18 protein-coding genes are annotated in these 16089 nt (G+C 64.2%); 10 read left to right on the top strand and 8 right to left on the bottom strand.

Translation table 11 applies throughout. The annotated features are described in order from the left end of the window. The first annotated feature begins 13 nt into the window (after positions 1-13). From IVB36_RS24815 to IVB36_RS24800, 4 genes are all read left to right on the top strand, one after another. Positions 14-1150: an epoxide hydrolase family protein gene (locus IVB36_RS24815; RefSeq protein ID WP_247296249.1), complete on the top strand. Its 1137-nt coding sequence runs from the start codon at positions 14-16 to the stop codon at positions 1148-1150. Positions 1151-1268: 118 nt separating this feature from the next. Further along, entirely contained in the window at positions 1269-2879 is a 1611-nt protein-coding gene (locus IVB36_RS24810) for an acyl-CoA synthetase (protein ID WP_204512330.1), read from the top strand. 9 nt (positions 2880-2888) lie between these two features. Continuing rightward, complete coding sequence (locus IVB36_RS24805; protein WP_018453600.1) at positions 2889-3356, top strand: MarR family transcriptional regulator; 468 nt, start codon at positions 2889-2891, stop codon at positions 3354-3356. A gap of 81 nt (positions 3357-3437) precedes the next feature. Beyond that, on the top strand, positions 3438-3881 hold the full coding sequence (locus IVB36_RS24800; RefSeq protein ID WP_018453601.1) for a hypothetical protein: 444 nt from the start codon (positions 3438-3440) through the stop codon (positions 3879-3881). On the opposite strand, the gene IVB36_RS24795 is transcribed toward IVB36_RS24800, so the two are convergent. Beyond that, positions 3882-6110: an ATP-binding protein gene (locus IVB36_RS24795; protein ID WP_247296177.1), complete on the bottom strand. Its 2229-nt coding sequence runs from the start codon at positions 6108-6110 to the stop codon at positions 3882-3884. A gap of 310 nt (positions 6111-6420) precedes the next feature. Here IVB36_RS24795 and IVB36_RS24790 point away from each other — a divergent pair, with 310 nt between their 5' ends. Then, positions 6421-7194, top strand: a complete 774-nt coding sequence (locus tag IVB36_RS24790; protein WP_018453603.1) for a DUF2189 domain-containing protein — start codon at positions 6421-6423, stop codon at positions 7192-7194. Between the two features lie 27 nt (positions 7195-7221). Here the strand turns inward: IVB36_RS24790 and IVB36_RS24785 are convergent, their stop codons facing one another. Continuing rightward, positions 7222-7413, bottom strand: a complete 192-nt coding sequence (locus tag IVB36_RS24785) for a hypothetical protein (protein WP_018453604.1) — start codon at positions 7411-7413, stop codon at positions 7222-7224. After that, complete coding sequence (locus tag IVB36_RS24780) at positions 7413-8219, bottom strand: transglutaminase family protein (protein ID WP_018453605.1); 807 nt, start codon at positions 8217-8219, stop codon at positions 7413-7415. The genes IVB36_RS24785 and IVB36_RS24780 overlap by 1 nt, the downstream gene beginning before the upstream one ends. 360 nt (positions 8220-8579) lie before the next feature. Between IVB36_RS24780 and IVB36_RS24775 the strand changes: the two genes are divergently transcribed. Beyond that, positions 8580-8804, top strand: coding sequence for a hypothetical protein (locus IVB36_RS24775; RefSeq protein ID WP_007614662.1), 225 nt, complete (start codon positions 8580-8582; stop codon positions 8802-8804). Between the two features lie 18 nt (positions 8805-8822). Here the strand turns inward: IVB36_RS24775 and IVB36_RS24770 are convergent, their stop codons facing one another. The 3 genes from IVB36_RS24770 to IVB36_RS24760 are packed head-to-tail and all read right to left on the bottom strand — an operon-like array spanning position 8823 to position 10109. Next, on the bottom strand, positions 8823-9335 hold the full coding sequence (locus IVB36_RS24770) for an SRPBCC family protein (RefSeq protein ID WP_247361000.1): 513 nt from the start codon (positions 9333-9335) through the stop codon (positions 8823-8825). After that, positions 9332-9802: an SRPBCC family protein gene (locus IVB36_RS24765; RefSeq protein ID WP_204512327.1), complete on the bottom strand. Its 471-nt coding sequence runs from the start codon at positions 9800-9802 to the stop codon at positions 9332-9334. The genes IVB36_RS24770 and IVB36_RS24765 overlap by 4 nt, the downstream gene beginning before the upstream one ends. After that, positions 9795-10109, bottom strand: coding sequence for a metalloregulator ArsR/SmtB family transcription factor (locus IVB36_RS24760; protein WP_007614659.1), 315 nt, complete (start codon positions 10107-10109; stop codon positions 9795-9797). The genes IVB36_RS24765 and IVB36_RS24760 overlap by 8 nt, the downstream gene beginning before the upstream one ends. 111 nt (positions 10110-10220) lie before the next feature. Between IVB36_RS24760 and IVB36_RS24755 the strand changes: the two genes are divergently transcribed. Continuing rightward, entirely contained in the window at positions 10221-10841 is a 621-nt protein-coding gene (locus IVB36_RS24755; protein ID WP_085384410.1) for a LysE family translocator, read from the top strand. An 11-nt stretch (positions 10842-10852) separates the two neighbouring features. Here IVB36_RS24755 and IVB36_RS24750 read toward each other — a convergent pair whose 3' ends face one another. After that, positions 10853-11659: an N-formylglutamate amidohydrolase gene (locus IVB36_RS24750; protein WP_247296173.1), complete on the bottom strand. Its 807-nt coding sequence runs from the start codon at positions 11657-11659 to the stop codon at positions 10853-10855. Between the two features lie 91 nt (positions 11660-11750). Here IVB36_RS24750 and IVB36_RS24745 point away from each other — a divergent pair, with 91 nt between their 5' ends. Both IVB36_RS24745 and IVB36_RS24740 read left to right on the top strand, forming a co-directional pair. Continuing rightward, positions 11751-12662, top strand: coding sequence for a transglutaminase family protein (locus IVB36_RS24745; RefSeq protein WP_018453611.1), 912 nt, complete (start codon positions 11751-11753; stop codon positions 12660-12662). 45 nt (positions 12663-12707) lie between these two features. Next, positions 12708-13106 carry a gamma-glutamylcyclotransferase family protein gene (locus tag IVB36_RS24740; RefSeq protein WP_247296171.1) on the top strand — a complete coding sequence of 133 codons (399 nt, stop codon included), beginning with the start codon at positions 12708-12710 and terminating at the stop codon, positions 13104-13106. Here the strand turns inward: IVB36_RS24740 and IVB36_RS24735 are convergent. Then, positions 13103-13666: a chlorite dismutase family protein gene (locus tag IVB36_RS24735; protein WP_018453613.1), complete on the bottom strand. Its 564-nt coding sequence runs from the start codon at positions 13664-13666 to the stop codon at positions 13103-13105. The genes IVB36_RS24740 and IVB36_RS24735 overlap by 4 nt on opposite strands. A gap of 161 nt (positions 13667-13827) precedes the next feature. On the opposite strand from IVB36_RS24735, the gene dnaG reads away from it, so the two are divergent. Beyond that, positions 13828-15840, top strand: a complete 2013-nt coding sequence (gene dnaG / locus IVB36_RS24730) for a DNA primase (RefSeq protein ID WP_247296168.1) — start codon at positions 13828-13830, stop codon at positions 15838-15840. The last annotated feature ends 249 nt before the right edge of the window (positions 15841-16089 follow it).

Below are 16089 nucleotides of genomic sequence, written 5' to 3'. Positions count from 1 at the left end.
CAGGGCCTCTCCCATGACCGCCATCAAGCCGTTCCGCATCGCCATCAGCGACGACGTCCTCACCGACCTCAAGTCGCGCCTCGCCCGCACGCGCTGGCCGGAGGCGGAGCTGGTCGATGATTGGAGCCAGGGCGCGCCGCTGGCATGGATCCAGGAAATCTGCACCTATTGGGCTGATGGCTACGACTGGCGCGCGCGCGAAGCGAAACTCAACTGCTTCGAGCAGTTCACCACCGAGATCGACGGGCTCGACATCCACTTCCTGCATGCGCGCTCGAAGGAGCCGTCGGCACTGCCGCTGATCATCACCCATGGCTGGCCCGGCTCGATCGTCGAATTCCAGAAGGTGATCGCGCCCTTGGTCGATCCTGTCGCGCATGGCGGCAATCCTGCCGATGCCTTCCACGTTGTCTGCCCGTCGCTGCCGGGCTTTGGCTTTTCCGGCAAACCCAAGACCACCGGCTGGGGCGTCGATCGTATCGCCGCGACCTGGGCCCAGCTGATGGACCGGCTCGGCTATATCAGGTACGGCGCGCAGGGCGGCGACTGGGGCTCGGCAGTGACGACCTCGCTTGGCATGCAGGACGCCGAGCATTGCGCCGGCATCCACATCACGCTCGCCTTCAACGCCGCGCCGAAAGTCGAGGGCGAACCGACGCCGGAAGAGAAGCGCGCGCTCGCCGGCCTCCAGCATTACGTCGACCTCGACTCCGGCTATTCGAAGCAGCAATCGACGCGGCCGCAGACACTCGGCTACGGCTTGACGGATTCGGCGAGCGGGCAGGCGGCCTGGATTCTGGAAAAATTCTGGGCCTGGACCGATTGCAACGGTCATCCCGAGAACATCTTCACCAAGGACGAGCTGCTCGACAACGTCATGCTCTACTGGGCGACGGAGACCGCGACCTCGTCGGCGCGGCTCTATTGGGAAAGCTTTGGCAAGCGCCGGACCACGCCGGTCGTCAAGGTGCCGACGGGCGTGGCTGTCTTTCCCAGGGAGATCATCACGCCGGTGCGGCGCTGGATGGAGCCGAACTTCCGCAACATCACGCATTGGAGCGAGATGGAGAAGGGCGGCCATTTCGCCGCATTCGAGCAGCCGGAGCTGTATGTCGGCGAGGTCAGAAAGTTCTTCCGGACGGTGCGCTGAGACGCATTCTCCGTCAGGCCCGGACTTGTCCCGGGCATCCGCGCCCTTAAACTCAGGTCAAACAAGAACGTGGATGGCCGGGACAAGTCCGGTCAGACGACGCTGCCGGGAAACGACCATGCTCACCGAAGCCAGCACCTATGACGAACTCTACGGCAATTTCCGCTGGGAGATCCCGGCGCGCTTCAACCTGGCGGAGGCCTGCTGCGATCGCCACGCCGACGGCACCGGCCGGCTGGCGCTGGTCTATCTCGATGAGAACGGCGCCATCACGCGCACATCCTTCGACGATGTCGCGGAGATGTCGCGCCGCTTCGCCAATGTGCTGAGGGCGGATGGCCTTGTCCGCGGCGACCGCGTCGCGGTGTTCCTGTCGCAGTCGCTGGAGCTGCCGATCGCGCACATGGCCGCGTTCCGTTCGGCGATGATCTCCATTCCGCTGTTCGCATTGTTCGGCGAAGACGCGCTGGAATTCCGCCTGTCGAACTCGCAAGCGAGGGCGATCGTCACCGACGAGGGTGGCTGGGAGAAGCTTTCGAAGATTCGCGACCGTCTGCCGGAGCTGAAGAAGGTCTACATCGTTGGCGAACGAACGCCGGCGGGTACGACATCGTTCTGGAATTCGGTCAAGGCTGCATCGCCCGACTTCAGGCTGGTGGACACGTCTGCTGACGATCCCGCGCTGATCATCTACACCTCGGGCACGACGGGCAATCCGAAGGGCGCGCTGCACGCCCACCGCGTCGTGCTCGGACATCTCCCCAATGTCGAGATGTGCCACAACTTCCTGCCGCGCCCCGGCGATCTGATGTGGACGCCGGCGGACTGGGCCTGGATCGGCGGCCTCATCAACGGCCTGTTCGCGTTCTGGTACCACGGCATTCCCCTGGTCGGTCACCGCGCGCGAAAGTTCGAGCCGCAAGCGGCGATGCAGATGATGGCCGATCTCGGCGTGCGTAATGTGTTCCTGCCGCCGACCGCGCTGAAGCTGATGCGGCAGGCCGGCGTGACGCATTCCGGCATCAAGCTGCGCAGCATCTTTACCGGCGGCGAGTCCCTCGGCGGCGAGCTGCTCGGCTGGGTGCGCGAGACCTTCGGCGTCGACGCGCACGAGGTGTTTGGCCAGACCGAATGCAATCTCGTGATCGGCAGCAACGCGAATCTGTTTCCGATCCGCCCCGGTTCGATGGGCAAGGCGACGCCGGGTTTCGACGTCCGCATCGTCAATGACAGAGGCGAGGAGCAGCCACGTGGCCAGCGCGGCATCATCGGGGTGCGCCAACCCTGTCCTTGCACGATGCTCGAATACTGGCGCAATCCGGAGGCAACGTCGAAGAAATATGCCGGCGAGTTCCTGCTCACCGGCGATCTCGGGGTGCAGGACGAGGACGGTTACTTCTGGTACGTCAGCCGCGAGGACGACGTCATCACCACCGCCGGCTATCGTGTCGGCCCGTCCGAAATCGAGCACACGCTGATGAAGCACCCGGCGGTGGCGATGGCGGCGGTGGTCGGCATTCCCGATCCGATCCGCACTGAATCGATCAAGGCCTGGATCGTGCTGCGCCCGGGCTTTGCCGCCAGCGACGCACTCGCGCGCGAGATCCAGGAGTTCGTCAAGGTGCAACTCGCCGCCCACGAATACCCACGGTTCGTGGAGTTCGCGGAGACACTTCCAATGACCGCCACCGGAAAGGTGCTGCGGCGCGAGCTGCGGACGAGGGGTTAGCTTCCTGCAATGGCAAAGACGTCTCAAGCCGCGGGGCTTCACCGCGCTTCACTTGCGAAGCTGAGCGAACTCGATGCGGCGCTGGAGCTCATGTATTACGGCTGGCGCGGCATGACACTCGAAGCCGACGCATATCTCGCCAAGCAAGGACTGTCGCGCCCGCACCATCGCATCCTCTACGTGGTGGCGCGCCGGCCCGATATCGCGATCGGCTCGCTGATCGAGATCCTCGGCATTTCCAAGCAGGCCCTGAACCGGCCGCTCAATTTGTTGCTTGAGCGCAAGCTCCTGACCTCAAAACGCTCGCCCGAGCAGCATCGCTCGAAGCTGCTGCGCCTGACGGCCGCGGGGCAGCGCATCGAGCAGCGCGCATCGGACCACGAGCGCAAGGTGCTGCGCGAGGCGTTCGATCGCGTCGGAGCGACAGGTGCGGCTGCGTGGATGGGCGTGATGGAGGCGATCGCCGACACCAACTGACGATTCCTGAAGTCAACATGGTTGACATGAGGAGCGGGCTTTGCCACTTTCCTGGCCAACGAGCCGTGGGAGGGCTCCGCCATGCGTCTTTCGGATATCGTGCTGCTCCTCAACGCGCTCTGGTTCGGCGGCGCCTTCATCCAGTTCAGCATTGCGCAAGCCAATACACTGAAGATTCTCCTGCCGCGGGAAGAGCGCACCAATCCGATCGCGCCGACATTGTCGGCCAGCGTGGCATTCCTTGGCGGCATCAATCTGCCGATCGGCCTTCTGTCGCTCTACCTTCTGGCAGCCCGTCCGGTCTTCTTCCAGCCGGTCGAAGCGCAGCTGGTGCTGTTCCTGTTCTTTGCCGCCTGCCATTTCAGCCAGTTCGCCTACAACCTTCCGGTCCTGCTGCGCGGAGGACGCGTCGGGGTCGCTTATTGGCCCGTGTTGAAAGGCCCGATGCTCAGGATCTTCGTCATCGACGCGGCCTTGTTCGTGGCCAATCTGGGTGCGGCGCTTCTCCTCGCGTCGCGCTCCTGACTACCGCGACGGCGTCGACAGCGCAGATCGCAGCATGGCGGCGAGGTCTCGCCGCCGGAACGGCTTGGTCAGGATGCGGGCATCGCCGATTGCGTCGGGCGCCGAGACCGGATTTTGGCTGTAGCCGGAGGTGAAGAGCACCTTGAGCCCGGGTCGCAGCTGGATTGCTTGCCGGGCAAGCTCCGGCCCGAACATGCCGCCGGGCATCACGACGTCGGTGAACAGCAGGTCGATATCCCCGGACTGGCGCAACAAGTCGAGCGCCGCCGGGCCGCTCGCGGCCGTGATGACGCGATAGCCGAGCGTCTTCAGCTCGCTTTCGACATAAGTCCGAACCATGTCGTTGTCTTCGACGACGAGAATGGTCTCGCTTCCTTCGCGCGTGACGATCCCTTCGGCGGGTGAGGCGTCCTCGTTTGGCGGTGTTGCCAGGCGGGGAAAGAACAGCCTGACGGTGCTGCCTTGTCTCGGTGCGGACTGCATCTGCACCAGCCCGCCGGACTGCCGCACAAAACCGTAGACCATGCTCAGGCCGAGCCCGGTCCCCTTGCCGACCTCCTTGGTGGTGAAGAACGGCTCGAACGCCCGGCTCGCCACCTCGGCGGTCATGCCGCTGCCGGTGTCGATCACGGCCACCATGACATAGTCGCCTGGTCGCGGTTCGCCATTGATGTCCAAGTCGGATTCACCGAGCGAGACGTTGCGCGCCTCGATGGTCAGCCTGCCGCCCAACTGCATGACATCGCGCGCGTTGAGCACGAGATTGAGCAGCGCAGTCGTGAGCTGGCCGGGATCGACGCTGATCAACCACAGGTCCGGTGCGAGCGCGAAGGTGCATTCGATGTGCTCGCCCAAGGGGCGGCGCAACAAGTGCTCCACCTCCTTAATCTTTTCGCCGATGTCGATGTCTCGCGGCCTCAGGGGCTGCTTGCGCGCGAAGGCGAGCAGGCTCCGCGTCAGGTCGGAGCCGCGTTCGGCAGCTGTCGCGATGTCGCCGGCGATCCGGTGCAACTCCTTGTTCCCCGCCAGCCTGTCGGCAAGGTGCTCCGAATTGCCGAGAATGACGGTGAGGAGATTGTTGAAGTCATGCGCCACACCGCCGGTGAGCTGACCCATGGCCTCCATCTTCTGGGATTGGCTGAGCTTCTGGTTGAGGTCCGCGATGGCCGCCCGTTGCTGCTCAAGCGATTCGGCAGTGTCGTTGAGCAGGGTCATCAATCCGCCCAGCTCGCCGCGCGGATGGGGAGGAGGAATTCGCGCGTTGAGATCGCCGAGCCCGAGTCTCTTCGCCATGTTGGCGAGCCGCCCGACCTGGCGCCCGACGCTCACGGTCGCGAGGATCCATACGCCGGCCAGCAGCAGCAGCAAGGCCACCGCGAGGATCGCCATATCCTCATAGAGCCGGCGATTCGCCGCCGCGACCAATCCGTCCTTGGACCGTCCGACCAGGATGTAGAGGCCGGCATCACGGATCGAAGGTGAGTGGGCGACGGCCCAGACCTGCGTGCGGCCGTCGCGATCGGTCACTTCCTGAAATGCCTTTTGATCGGGAGCCGTCGCGAAGCCGAGCAGGTCGGATCCCGCGATCGACGCGCCCACGGGCGCGGTCCAGCCGGCTCCCAAGGGAGCGACGAGAACGGTGCCCTTGCCGTCGATGAGCAGAATATCCTTCTCGGCGAGCAGCCGCTTGTGGTGATACTCGGCGAATTTGCGCAGGTTGAACGAGGCAAGCAGCACCAGCTTCAGCGCGCCCGCCTCCGATCGCACCGGATATGCGATCTGGAGCACCGATATTCCGGTCAGCCGGCCGAATACCGGCTCAACCACGACGTTGCGCGAGACCAGGGCCTGCTTGAAATAGGCGCGATCCCTCAGATCGAGGGTGCGGTTGGTCCGCAGCGAGTCGCAGAACAGGCTGCCGTCCGGATCGATGGTCAGGATTCCCGTGAACTGAGGGTATTCCTCGCGCACGTCCGACAGAAACGCCGAGCACGCCGCCTTGTCGCGCGTGTCGAGGTCGCGCGCGCGGGCCAGACCATAGTGAAGCTGAGCGGTGCCCTGAATCTTCCCACCCAGATCGCTCGCAATGTCGTCGGCCGAGGCCGACAGATTGGCCAGGGCGGCGTTGACTTCACTGCTCCGGTTCTGCACGAAACGCAGCCCGACGAGGCTCGCCGGCACCAGCATGGCCGCGATGACGAGTATCAGTAGTCGGGTACGCAAGCTCATCGGTCGGACGGTCCATTCGAGTCATCGCGCTCGTTCAAAGACTCAATTTGCGGCACCACCCGCCGCTCAGTCCATAGGCATCGGGTCGAAAAAGTCCCCGACGGGGAAAGATTTCGAGCCGCGGGCAGGACGGATGAGCTTCCCGAAGGACGCGCGCCGTCGGCGCGGTGGTTTTCCCGGGTCTGCGCCGGCGGCTTCGGGATACTGTCGTCCAGCCAACAACTCGCGCGTGCGCACCTGCCGCGGGGACGCTAAGATCGAGTCAATCCGCGTGCGACGGAGATCGCGCCGGCGAACGAGGAGGAAGCTGATGTCCATTTCGGGCAAGGTCGACCCGGTGGTGCGTCCCGTCGCGGCGACCGACATCGCCGAGGCGCTGGTCGAAGGCCTGCGGGATTTCCAGGCGCTGCCGCTTTACGGCCTCTGCTTCGGTACGCTCTACGCCGCCGGCGGCATCGCCATCATGCTGTGCTTCACTGCGTTCGGCATGGTCTATCTGGTCTATCCGCTGGCCGCCGGCTTCGCGCTGCTCGGGCCATTCGTGGCGATCGGGCTCTATGAAGTCAGCCGCCGTCGCGAGCGCGGCGAGCCCGTCTCGCTCGGCGCGATCTGGTCGGCTGTGCGCGCGCGCAGCGAGATCGGCTGGATGGCCTTCGTCACGCTGTTCGTGTTCGTGGTCTGGATGTATCAGGTGCGGCTTCTGATCGCGCTGCTGCTTGGCCTGCATGCCTCGTTCTCGAGCCTGCAGGAGTTCATGACGGTGGTGCTGACCACGAACGAGGGCCTGCTGTTCCTCGGCATCGGCAACGCGGTCGGCGCGGTGCTGTCGCTGATCCTGTTTTCGCTGACGGTCGTGTCGTTTCCGCTGCTGCTCGACCGCGAGGTCGATTTCGTCACGGCGATGGTGACAAGCGTGCGCGCGGTCGTGGCCAGCCCGCTGCCGATGATTGGCTGGGCCGCGGTGATCGTGATGGTCCTGATCGTCTCGGCGCTGCCGTATTTTCTGGGGCTGGTGGTGACGCTGCCCGTGCTCGGGCACGCGACCTGGCATCTTTATCGGCGGATCGTGGTGCCGGTGGCGTAGCGGGAAGCCGGACGCAACGGCAGCGAGCTATTCGCCGGTTGCCAGCCGGCGTTCGCCGGATGAGGTCAGTTCGAGTTCGCCGAGGCGCCTGATTGCATAACCGAGGTTGGTCAGGCGCTCGCCGTGCGCTTGCGGGATTTCGCCTTGCGCCTTGCCCTTGCCGATCTCGGCCAAGGACGCAAATTCATCGGCGCTGAGTGCAACGCTGCTGTCTGTCATCAGGCAACCTCGTCGGTCCATACCTTGAAATTGACAAGGGTATTCGGACCGAAGGTTTGGGTGATCGGGACGTCCGCGGCATCGCGTCCTTGTGCGATCAACACGCGACCGATCCGCGGCGTGTTGTTGCGCGGATCGAACATGTGCCAGCTTCCGCCGAGATAAGCCTCAAACCAGCCGGCGAAATCTCCCACGGCCCAGGGCTTCGGCGTGCCGATGTCGCTGAGATAACCGGTGCAGTAACGCGCCGGGATGTTCATGCAGCGGCAGAACGCGATGGCAAGATGAGCATAGTCGCGGCACACGCCCTTGCCTTCGTCGTAGGCTTCCCGCGCCGTCTTGGTCGCGCGCGCGTGCTCATAGCCGAAGGCGATGTGACGATGAACGAAATCGCAGATGGCCTGGACCCGCGCCCAGCCGGGCGGCGTGTGCTCGAACAACTTCCATGCGATATCCGACAGGCGATCGGTCTCGCAGTAGCGACTGCCGAGCAGATAGACGAGCGTGTCGGTCGGCAGCGCCTCGACGGCGTGCTGAGCCGCGTTCGGGAACACTGGATCGGGCAGGCCGCTGTCGCTCACGACGCCGTCGCCGGCAAGGCGAAAGGCGCCAGCCGGCGCCACGATGCGGCTGCACCAATTGCCGAAGAGGTCGCGATAGGGAGTGATCGGCACCGAGGGTCTGGTGGTCAGCAGGTCGGGCACGATGACATCGGAGGCGCGGGTGAAGTGCGTGCCCAGCACCATGATCATAGGCGTGGGCTGCGGGAATTCGTACAGCATCTCAAACCCGACGCGGAGCTTCATACGATTTTCCCTTGGCTAAGCTCGTAACATGGCTACGAAGCGGCCGATCACAAGGCTTTGACGGCTTATTCGGTCGCGGGCGGCAATTGGCGCCTCAAAAGTGCGGCACGGGCGAGAAAATGATAGCTAATTGCGGCGATTGCGCGCACGGTGCGGGAATGTCGAAAGATCTGTCGTTTCTGCGCCTATGCAGCGCCACGACTATTCGCGCGACGTGAAGCGCCTCATTCCCTCGCAGCGGCGGAGCCGACTCGTAGCGACGTCGTAACAGCGGTCGTCGCGCATATTGCCCACTCCAGCGGTGAGTTGGACGCGGCAGGCGCGTGCCGCGGACACCTGAAGGTTTCACCGCGATCGATCATGAGATCGAACGCCAACCGAAAGCACCCGATGCAAACTCAACCGATGCAAGCTCTCTCGCCACGGCACGTCAAGACAGAAGAAGCGCTCCGGCTCGGCGTCGAGTCGGGCTGGTACGCGATCAAGGTCAGTGGGACCTTTGTCTCGGGCCCGCACGACTCGGAAGCGGATTGCAGTCGCAAGATCGACGAAATCAATCCGCCTCCGGTGAAGAAGAAGCGATGACGACACGGAGTTCGCCCGCTACGGCGTCTTGATACCCATCGCCTTCAACGCTTCCAGCATCTGCGCCGGCGGCGCCATCTTGATCTGCGGCGCCTTGCCCGTTTCCAGCAGGCTCTTCAGCCCCGACAGGATTGCGGGCCAGCCGGTGCGGCCGCCGGAAAGGATGTCGTCGCTGAGCGGGCGGTCGTGGCGTTCGCTCACGGTGAGGCGGACGGCCTCGCCGGCTTGTTCAATCTCGTAAGTGACAAGCGTCGCGCCGAGCTTTGCGACGAGGTCGGGCCAGTTGACGTTCCACGTCACCGTCAGCTTGTTCGGCGGATCGTATTCGAACACATCGCCCGAAATGTGTTCCGAGCCATCAGGCGCGCGCACGACGAATTTGCCGCCGAGTCTTGGCTCCATCTCGACCGCAAAGCCGGAAAAATATTGGCGGCTGAACTCGGCGGAGGTCAGCGCCTCCCACACCTGGTCCGGCGTCGCGGCGATGTAAATCGTGTAGACGGTGAGCGGCTTGAACCGATCGAGGTTCATCTTGCATCGAATCCCTTGTTGAGGGCTGCGTGCGGAATGGCCAGCACCTTGCCGCTTTCCAGCAGGCTCTTGAGCCCGGACAGGATCGCCGGCCACCCGTTGGAAACGGCGCCGAAATATTTGCCGCCTTCGACGAAGCCGTCATGCAGCACCGTCAAACGCACGAGCGAGCCGAACGGTTCGATGGTAAAGACCACCCGCGAGATCGGCTCACCGCGCAGCTCCTCGTATTTTTGGTGCTTGAAGCTGTAAGACAGCCGCCGCGGCGGATCGGCTTCGAGGATCTCGCCGGAATCGGTGGTCTCGCCGTCCAGCAGCAGCGCGAAAGGGGAGCCGATTTTCCAGTCGGACCTGACCTCGGCGCCGAACCAGTATTGCTTGGTGAACTCGCTCGATGTCAGCGCCTCCCACAGCCTCGTTGGCGTTGTCTCGATGTAGGTGACATAGACGAATTGCGGCTTACTCATCACGCTTCTCCAACTGGCGTTTCAACTCGCCGAGTGCGGCGAGCTTGCCGCGCTCGAATTTCTTGATCCAGCGTTCGCCGATCTGATGGATCGGAACCGGATTGAGATAGTGCAGCTTCTCGCGGCCGTGCCTGATGGTCGTGACCAGATTGGCCTCTTCCAGAATGGCAAGGTGCTTGGTCACGGCCTGGCGCGTCATCGCGAGGCCTTCACAGAGTTCGTTCAGCGTCTGGCCGTTCCTGGCGTGAAGTCTGTCGAGCAGCGACCGTCGTGACGCATCGGCGAGCGCTTTGAAGACCTCATCCATGGCGGCGATAATAGGCAACCAAATGATTGCATGTCAAGCGCAAGGTCGTGACTTCCGTTCCCGCCCTCGCCATGCATTAATGCCGCAAACCGCTCCCAGCGAGTCCTCCCCATGATGTCTCTGCAAGCCTATCTCGCCTTCCTTGCCGCCTGCATCGCGCTCGCGCTGTTGCCGGGGCCGATCGTCACCCTCGTTATCGCCAACGGGCTGCGCCACGGCACGCGCGCGGCGCTGACCAATGTGGCCGGTGCGCAGGCCGGCCTCGCTATCGTCATCGGCATCGTCGCGGTCGGACTGACCTCGCTGATGGCGACCATGGGGTATTGGTTCGACTGGGTGCGCTTTGCCGGCGCCGCCTATCTGGTCTGGCTCGGCATCAAGCTGATCTGGGCGCCGGTCGAGGGCGTCAATGTGGATGAGCCGCCGGCGCCGCCGCGCGGCGGATTCTTCCTGCAAGGTTTCCTGGTGCTGCTGTCGAACCCGAAGGTGCTGGTGTTCTTCGGCGCCTTCATCCCGCAGTTCATGGACATGAACCGCGACCACTTCCCGCAGGTCGCGCTGCTGGGAGCCACCTTCATGGTCACTGCGGTGATGACGGACGCGCTCTACGCCATCGCCGCGGGGCGGGCCCGGAAGTTCTTCTCGGCTCGCCGCACCCGCATGATGTCGCGCATCTCCGGCGGCTTCATGATCGGCGGCGGCATCTGGCTGGCGCTGACCAGGGCGAAATAACCGCCGTCGGGCTAATCGACCAGCCTTTCCGCCCGCAGTTCAACCTCGATCTCTGCAAAAATCCGCGCCAGCCGCTCGGCCCATTGTTGCTGGCCAGACTGGTCGGCGATCAGATCCTGGCGGATCTCAATGCCGGTATTGACGAGGCCGCGAGCTTCGCCGTGCACGGGGATGGTGTAGTCGGTGAGGTCGTTCACCGCATAGGGCTCGTTGTCGCCCACGACGAGATCGCTCTCGCTGCGGAGATGCCTGAGCAGCAGCTGCGGCAGCACGGTGTCGCGATTGTAGAGCGCGCCGATGTGCCAGGGACGCGCGACGCCGGCGTAAACGGGCGTGAAGCTGTGCAGCGACACCAGCACCGTCGGCCGCTTGTCGTGCACGCGGCGGTCGATCGCGGCATGGATATGCCGGTGATAGGGCTCGAAAATCTCGCGGCGGCGCGCTTTGCGCTCCTGCTCCGAAATTCCCTCGTTGCGCGGGATCGCGGTTGCTTCGGAAATCAGGGGAATCGAGCTCACGGCGGCGGGCGGGCGGTTGCAGTCGATCACCAGCCGCGAATAGCGCTGGGCGATCAGATGTGCGCCCAGCATCTCTGCCAGCCGGTCGGCGACGCCCCCAATGCCGATGTCCCAGGCGATATGCCGCGTCAGCTCGTTCTCGGCGACGCCAAGATCGCCAAGCGCAGCCGGCAGGACCCTTCCGTAGTGGTCCGAGGTGAGCAAAAAAGGCGATGTCCCTTGCGCATTCACCTCGTGCACCGGGGGGACGTCACCCTCGCTGAGGAGTTGATTGGTCGCCCCGATTGTGTCTAAAGCCATCCTGATTGCCTAATGAAACAGCAGTCACCCCGAAGAATCGGGCGGGATTGCTATAGATCGGTCCGCCCGACATCACCATGATTGCCTGACGATGCCGTTGCTGACGATTCATCACAAGACCGAATATCGCTACACCCGCCCCGTGGCGTTCGGCGAACACAGGATCATGCTGCGGCCGCGCGACGGGCATGATCTGCGCGTGCTCGACTCCAGGCTCGAGATATCGCCCGAGCCGATGTCGCTGCACTGGATCCACGACGTGTTCGGCAATTCCGTCGCGATCGCGAATTTCGACGAGCGCGCGGACGCGCTGATCTTCGACTGGCACGTCACCGTCGAGCACAATCCGGTCGAGGAGTTCGCGCTGACGCCGGACGACTCGGCCTATTTCTATCCTTTCGCGTATGACGATGAGGAGTTTCCCGACCTCGTCCACTACATCACGCCGCAATATACCGATCCCGATGGCGAGATCGCGGAATGGGCGCGCGGCTTTCTCGACGAGGACGCGCCGACGCCGACCTTCAAGATCCTGAGCGGCATGACCCACGGTATCCGCGAGCGGTTCAAGTACCGCAAGCGCCACGAGCTGGGCACGCAGCATCCGCTCGACACCTTGCAGTCCGGTAGCGGAACCTGCCGCGACTACGCTCTGTTCATGATCGAGGCGCTGCGTCATCTCGGAATCGCCGCACGATTCGTCTCCGGCTACATCTTCCTGCCGGAGGATATCGAGCAGCGCCATGTCGGCGGCGGTTCGACGCATGCCTGGGTCCAGGTCTACCTGCCCAGCGCGGGCTGGATCGAGTTCGATCCGACCAACGGCATCGTCGGCACCCGCGACCTCATCCGCGTCGCGGTCGCCCGCGATCCGCGCCAGGCAATCCCGCTGCACGGCGTCTATATCGGCCCTGCCGGCGCGTTCGACGCCATGGACGTGACCATCAGGGTGGTGTCGGACGAGCAATGCAGCGGCGAGACACTCGAGGCGGAGGTTTTGTAGATCCGCTGCGATTTGCACGCTGCCGATTGATGGTTATAGAAGGCCATGACCTCCAATCGTCTCTTCGTCTACGGCACGCTGATGCGCGGCTTCGACCATCCGATGGCGCGGTTGCTTGCGGGCCACGCGGATTTTCTGGGTGAAGCGACCTGCCGCGGCCGGCTCGTTCTGGTGACGCATTATCCGGGGCTGCTGCTCTCCGATGTGCCGTCCGACCGCGCCCACGGCGAACTCTTTCACCTGCGCGTGCCCGACGAACTCTTGCGCGAGCTCGACATGTACGAGGCCTGCGGCGAGGGCTTTCCGGAGCCGACCGAATATCTGCGCCAGCTGGTCGACGTGACAGGTGCAGACGGGGTGACGGCACCGGCCTGGACTTACATCTACAACTGGCCCGTCACCGATCTGCCGCGCATCGAATCCGGCCGCTTTCTTGGGCTCTAGCCCGACAGCACTTCCTTCACTGCGCGCACGTCGACCTCGCGCTCGACATAACTCCACTCCTCGGTTCGCCTGAGCATCGCGACCAGCTCCTCGAACAGCGAGGCGTGCGCAGGCGCGAATTCGAACCAGGTCAGGAAGTCGAAGGGCCCGCCGAGGTCGCGGCAATGATAGAGCTGCCGCGCAATCGCAGGCAGGAAGCGCAGGCTGTTCGCGATGTGATGCGACTTGTCCTCGAAGATCCTGCGGCGCTCTTCCTGGGTCAGATCCCACCAGGCCTGCGACTTGCGGATCGGGATCAGCGCCCCACTGGTTGCTTCCAGCCGGCCGAGGCCGGCCTGCACGGCAGTGAGCTGCTGCTTCTCCGGGCGCTCGGTGTAGCGCAAGCTGCTCGCGACACCGACCAGGCGCCAAGCATTGCGCGAGGGCACCAGCGGCAACGCGATGGCCTCGCTGTCGGTGACCGACAGCGTTGGCATGAAGGCGAGGGGCTCGCCCGTCACCGGCGAAATCGAGGTGATGCGCCAACCCCCGCTCTGGCCGCCTCGGAAGGTCCTGAACATGGCCCCCATGGAAGCGTGGAACCGGGCCGGGTTCAAGCTTTCCGTCGAATCTTCGACCTGTGAATAGCCGGGAGAAGCCCTAAGTGCATCGTATTTCCCGGGGGCATCCTTATATGCCTATTCGTTGGCAAAACGCCCGACTCACCCCAGAAATCAACCTGATGCGCTTCACGCCCCAATTCCTCGACGAGCTTCGGGCCCGGCTTTCGGTCTCCGAAGTCGTGGGCAAGCGCGTCAAACTGAAGAAGGCGGGGCGAGAGTGGAAGGGGCTGTCGCCGTTCCAGCAGGAAAAGACGCCGTCCTTCTACGTCAACGACCAGAAGGGCTTTTACCACGACTTCTCCTCCGGCAAGCACGGCGACATCATCAGCTTCATGATGGAGACCGACGGCCTGCCGTTCGCGGAGGCCGTGGAGCGGCTCGCCAATATGGCGGGCCTGCCGCTGCCAGCGGTGACGCCGGATGCAGCGCGTCAGGAGCAGCGGCGCCGCTCGCTGCATGACGTCATGGATCTCGCCGCCAAGTTCTTTGCCGAGACGCTGGCCTCGCGCGTCGGCGCCAAGGCGCGCGGCTATCTCGCCGACCGCGCGATCTCGCCGGCGACGCAATTGCAGTTTCGGCTGGGCTATGCGCCACCTGATCGCTTTGCGCTGAAAGAGCATCTCGGCAAGCTCGGCGTCTCCGTCGACGACATGGTCGAAACCGGCATGCTGGTGGCCGGCAACGACATCCCGGTGCCCTATGATCGCTTCCGCGATCGCGTGATGTTTCCGATCATGGATCTGCGCGGCCGCGTCATCGCCTTCGGCGGGCGCGCGCTGGAGAAGGACGTTCCGGCCAAGTACCTGAACTCGCCGGAGACGCCGCTCTTCCACAAGGGCGACAATCTGTACAACCACCAGACCGCGCGCAAAGCCACCCATGACGGCAGCCCCCTCATCGTGGTCGAAGGCTATGTCGACGTCATCGCCATGGTCACCGCGGGCTTTGCCGGCAGCGTGGCGCCGCTCGGCACCGCGCTCACTGAAAACCAGCTCGCGCTGCTCTGGAAAATGGCGGACGAGCCGATCCTCTGCTTCGACGGCGACCGCGCCGGCCAGAAAGCCGCTTATCGTGCCGCGGATCTCGCCTTACCCTTCCTCGCGCCCGGCAAGAGTCTGCGCTTCGCCCTGCTGCCGGAAGGGCAGGACCCCGACGATCTCGTGCGCTCCGGCGGTCGTGGCGCGATCGAGGAGGTGATCGCGGCGGCGCGTCCGCTCGCCGAGATGATCTGGTCGCGCGAGCTCGAAGGCGGCAATTTCGCCACGCCCGAGCGCCGCGCCGCGCTAGAGGCGCGCATCAAGGAGCTCTCCAACGGCATCCGCGACGAGGTGGTGCGGCGCTATTACCGGCAGGATCTTGCCGAGCGGCTTCAGCGCGCCTTTGCCCCCGAAGGCGCACGCGGCGGCTTCGGCGGCGGCCGTGGCAATTTCCGCCCCGGCTCGGCCGGCCGTCAGTTCCAGCCCCGCGGTGGGGGAGGCGCGAATCGATTCGGCGGTCAGGGATTTGGAGGCCGCCGCGGCCCACCCGGGCCCATCCAGCTGCCCTCCGGACCCTACCAGGCGGCGAGCGCGCAGCTCGCGGCAAGCCCGATCATGCGCGGCCAGCGCAGCGCCATCTCCCGCCGGGAGGCCCTGATCCTGCAAATCCTGATCAATCACCCCTGGCTGCTGCACGATCATCTCGAGGAAGTCGCGGCCCTGGAGCTCGCCCATCCCGAGGTCCATAAGCTCCGGGCCGGCATCATCGCCGCCTTTGCCAACGACCATCACCATTCGCCGGACCCCGGCGAGCTCGCCGAGAAGATGCGCAGCGATCTCGAGAAGGGCGGATTTTCGCAGGCTCTTCAAAGGGTTGAGAGCGGTATCACGACCGCGGCGGTGTGGGGCGCCCGTGAGGGCGCCGCACGGGACGACGTTCTCTCCACCTGGCATCAGCTGGTCGCCTTGCATCGGCAGTACCATTCACTACTTAGAGAGCTGAAAGACGCCGAGCTGGCCTTGGGGGATGATCCCAGCGAGGCCAACATGGCGTGGCTGCGCGACGTCAAGGCTCGGATAGGCGAAGTCGACGGCACCGAGGCCCTGATCGAGGGTTTTGGCGAGCTGTCGGGCCGGTTCCAGAAGAGCGTGTGATGAAAGAATCATGCGGACGGCCGGGACCGGAACCGCTAAAAGACTCGCCAAATCCGAGGTTTGGCGGCAAAAACAGGGTTAATCGAGGCTTAACGGTCTTGTAGCACTTTGGCCACCAGGCGGCCGCAGGCAGAACAGACGCGTCAGGAATGAATCCGCGCAATTGCTGTTGGCACTACACCTGTATCCGCTGCGACAAAGAGGCTCTACGAAGCGTTAGGCAAATCCGGCGAGTGAAAGGTCGGGGGT

It is taken from the genome of Bradyrhizobium sp. 35, from assembly GCF_023073215.1.
GTDB classification, from domain to species: domain Bacteria; phylum Pseudomonadota; class Alphaproteobacteria; order Rhizobiales; family Xanthobacteraceae; genus Bradyrhizobium; species Bradyrhizobium canariense_D.
The sequence above is the reverse complement of the archived record's forward strand: the minus strand, read 5'-3'. Positions and strand labels throughout refer to the sequence as shown.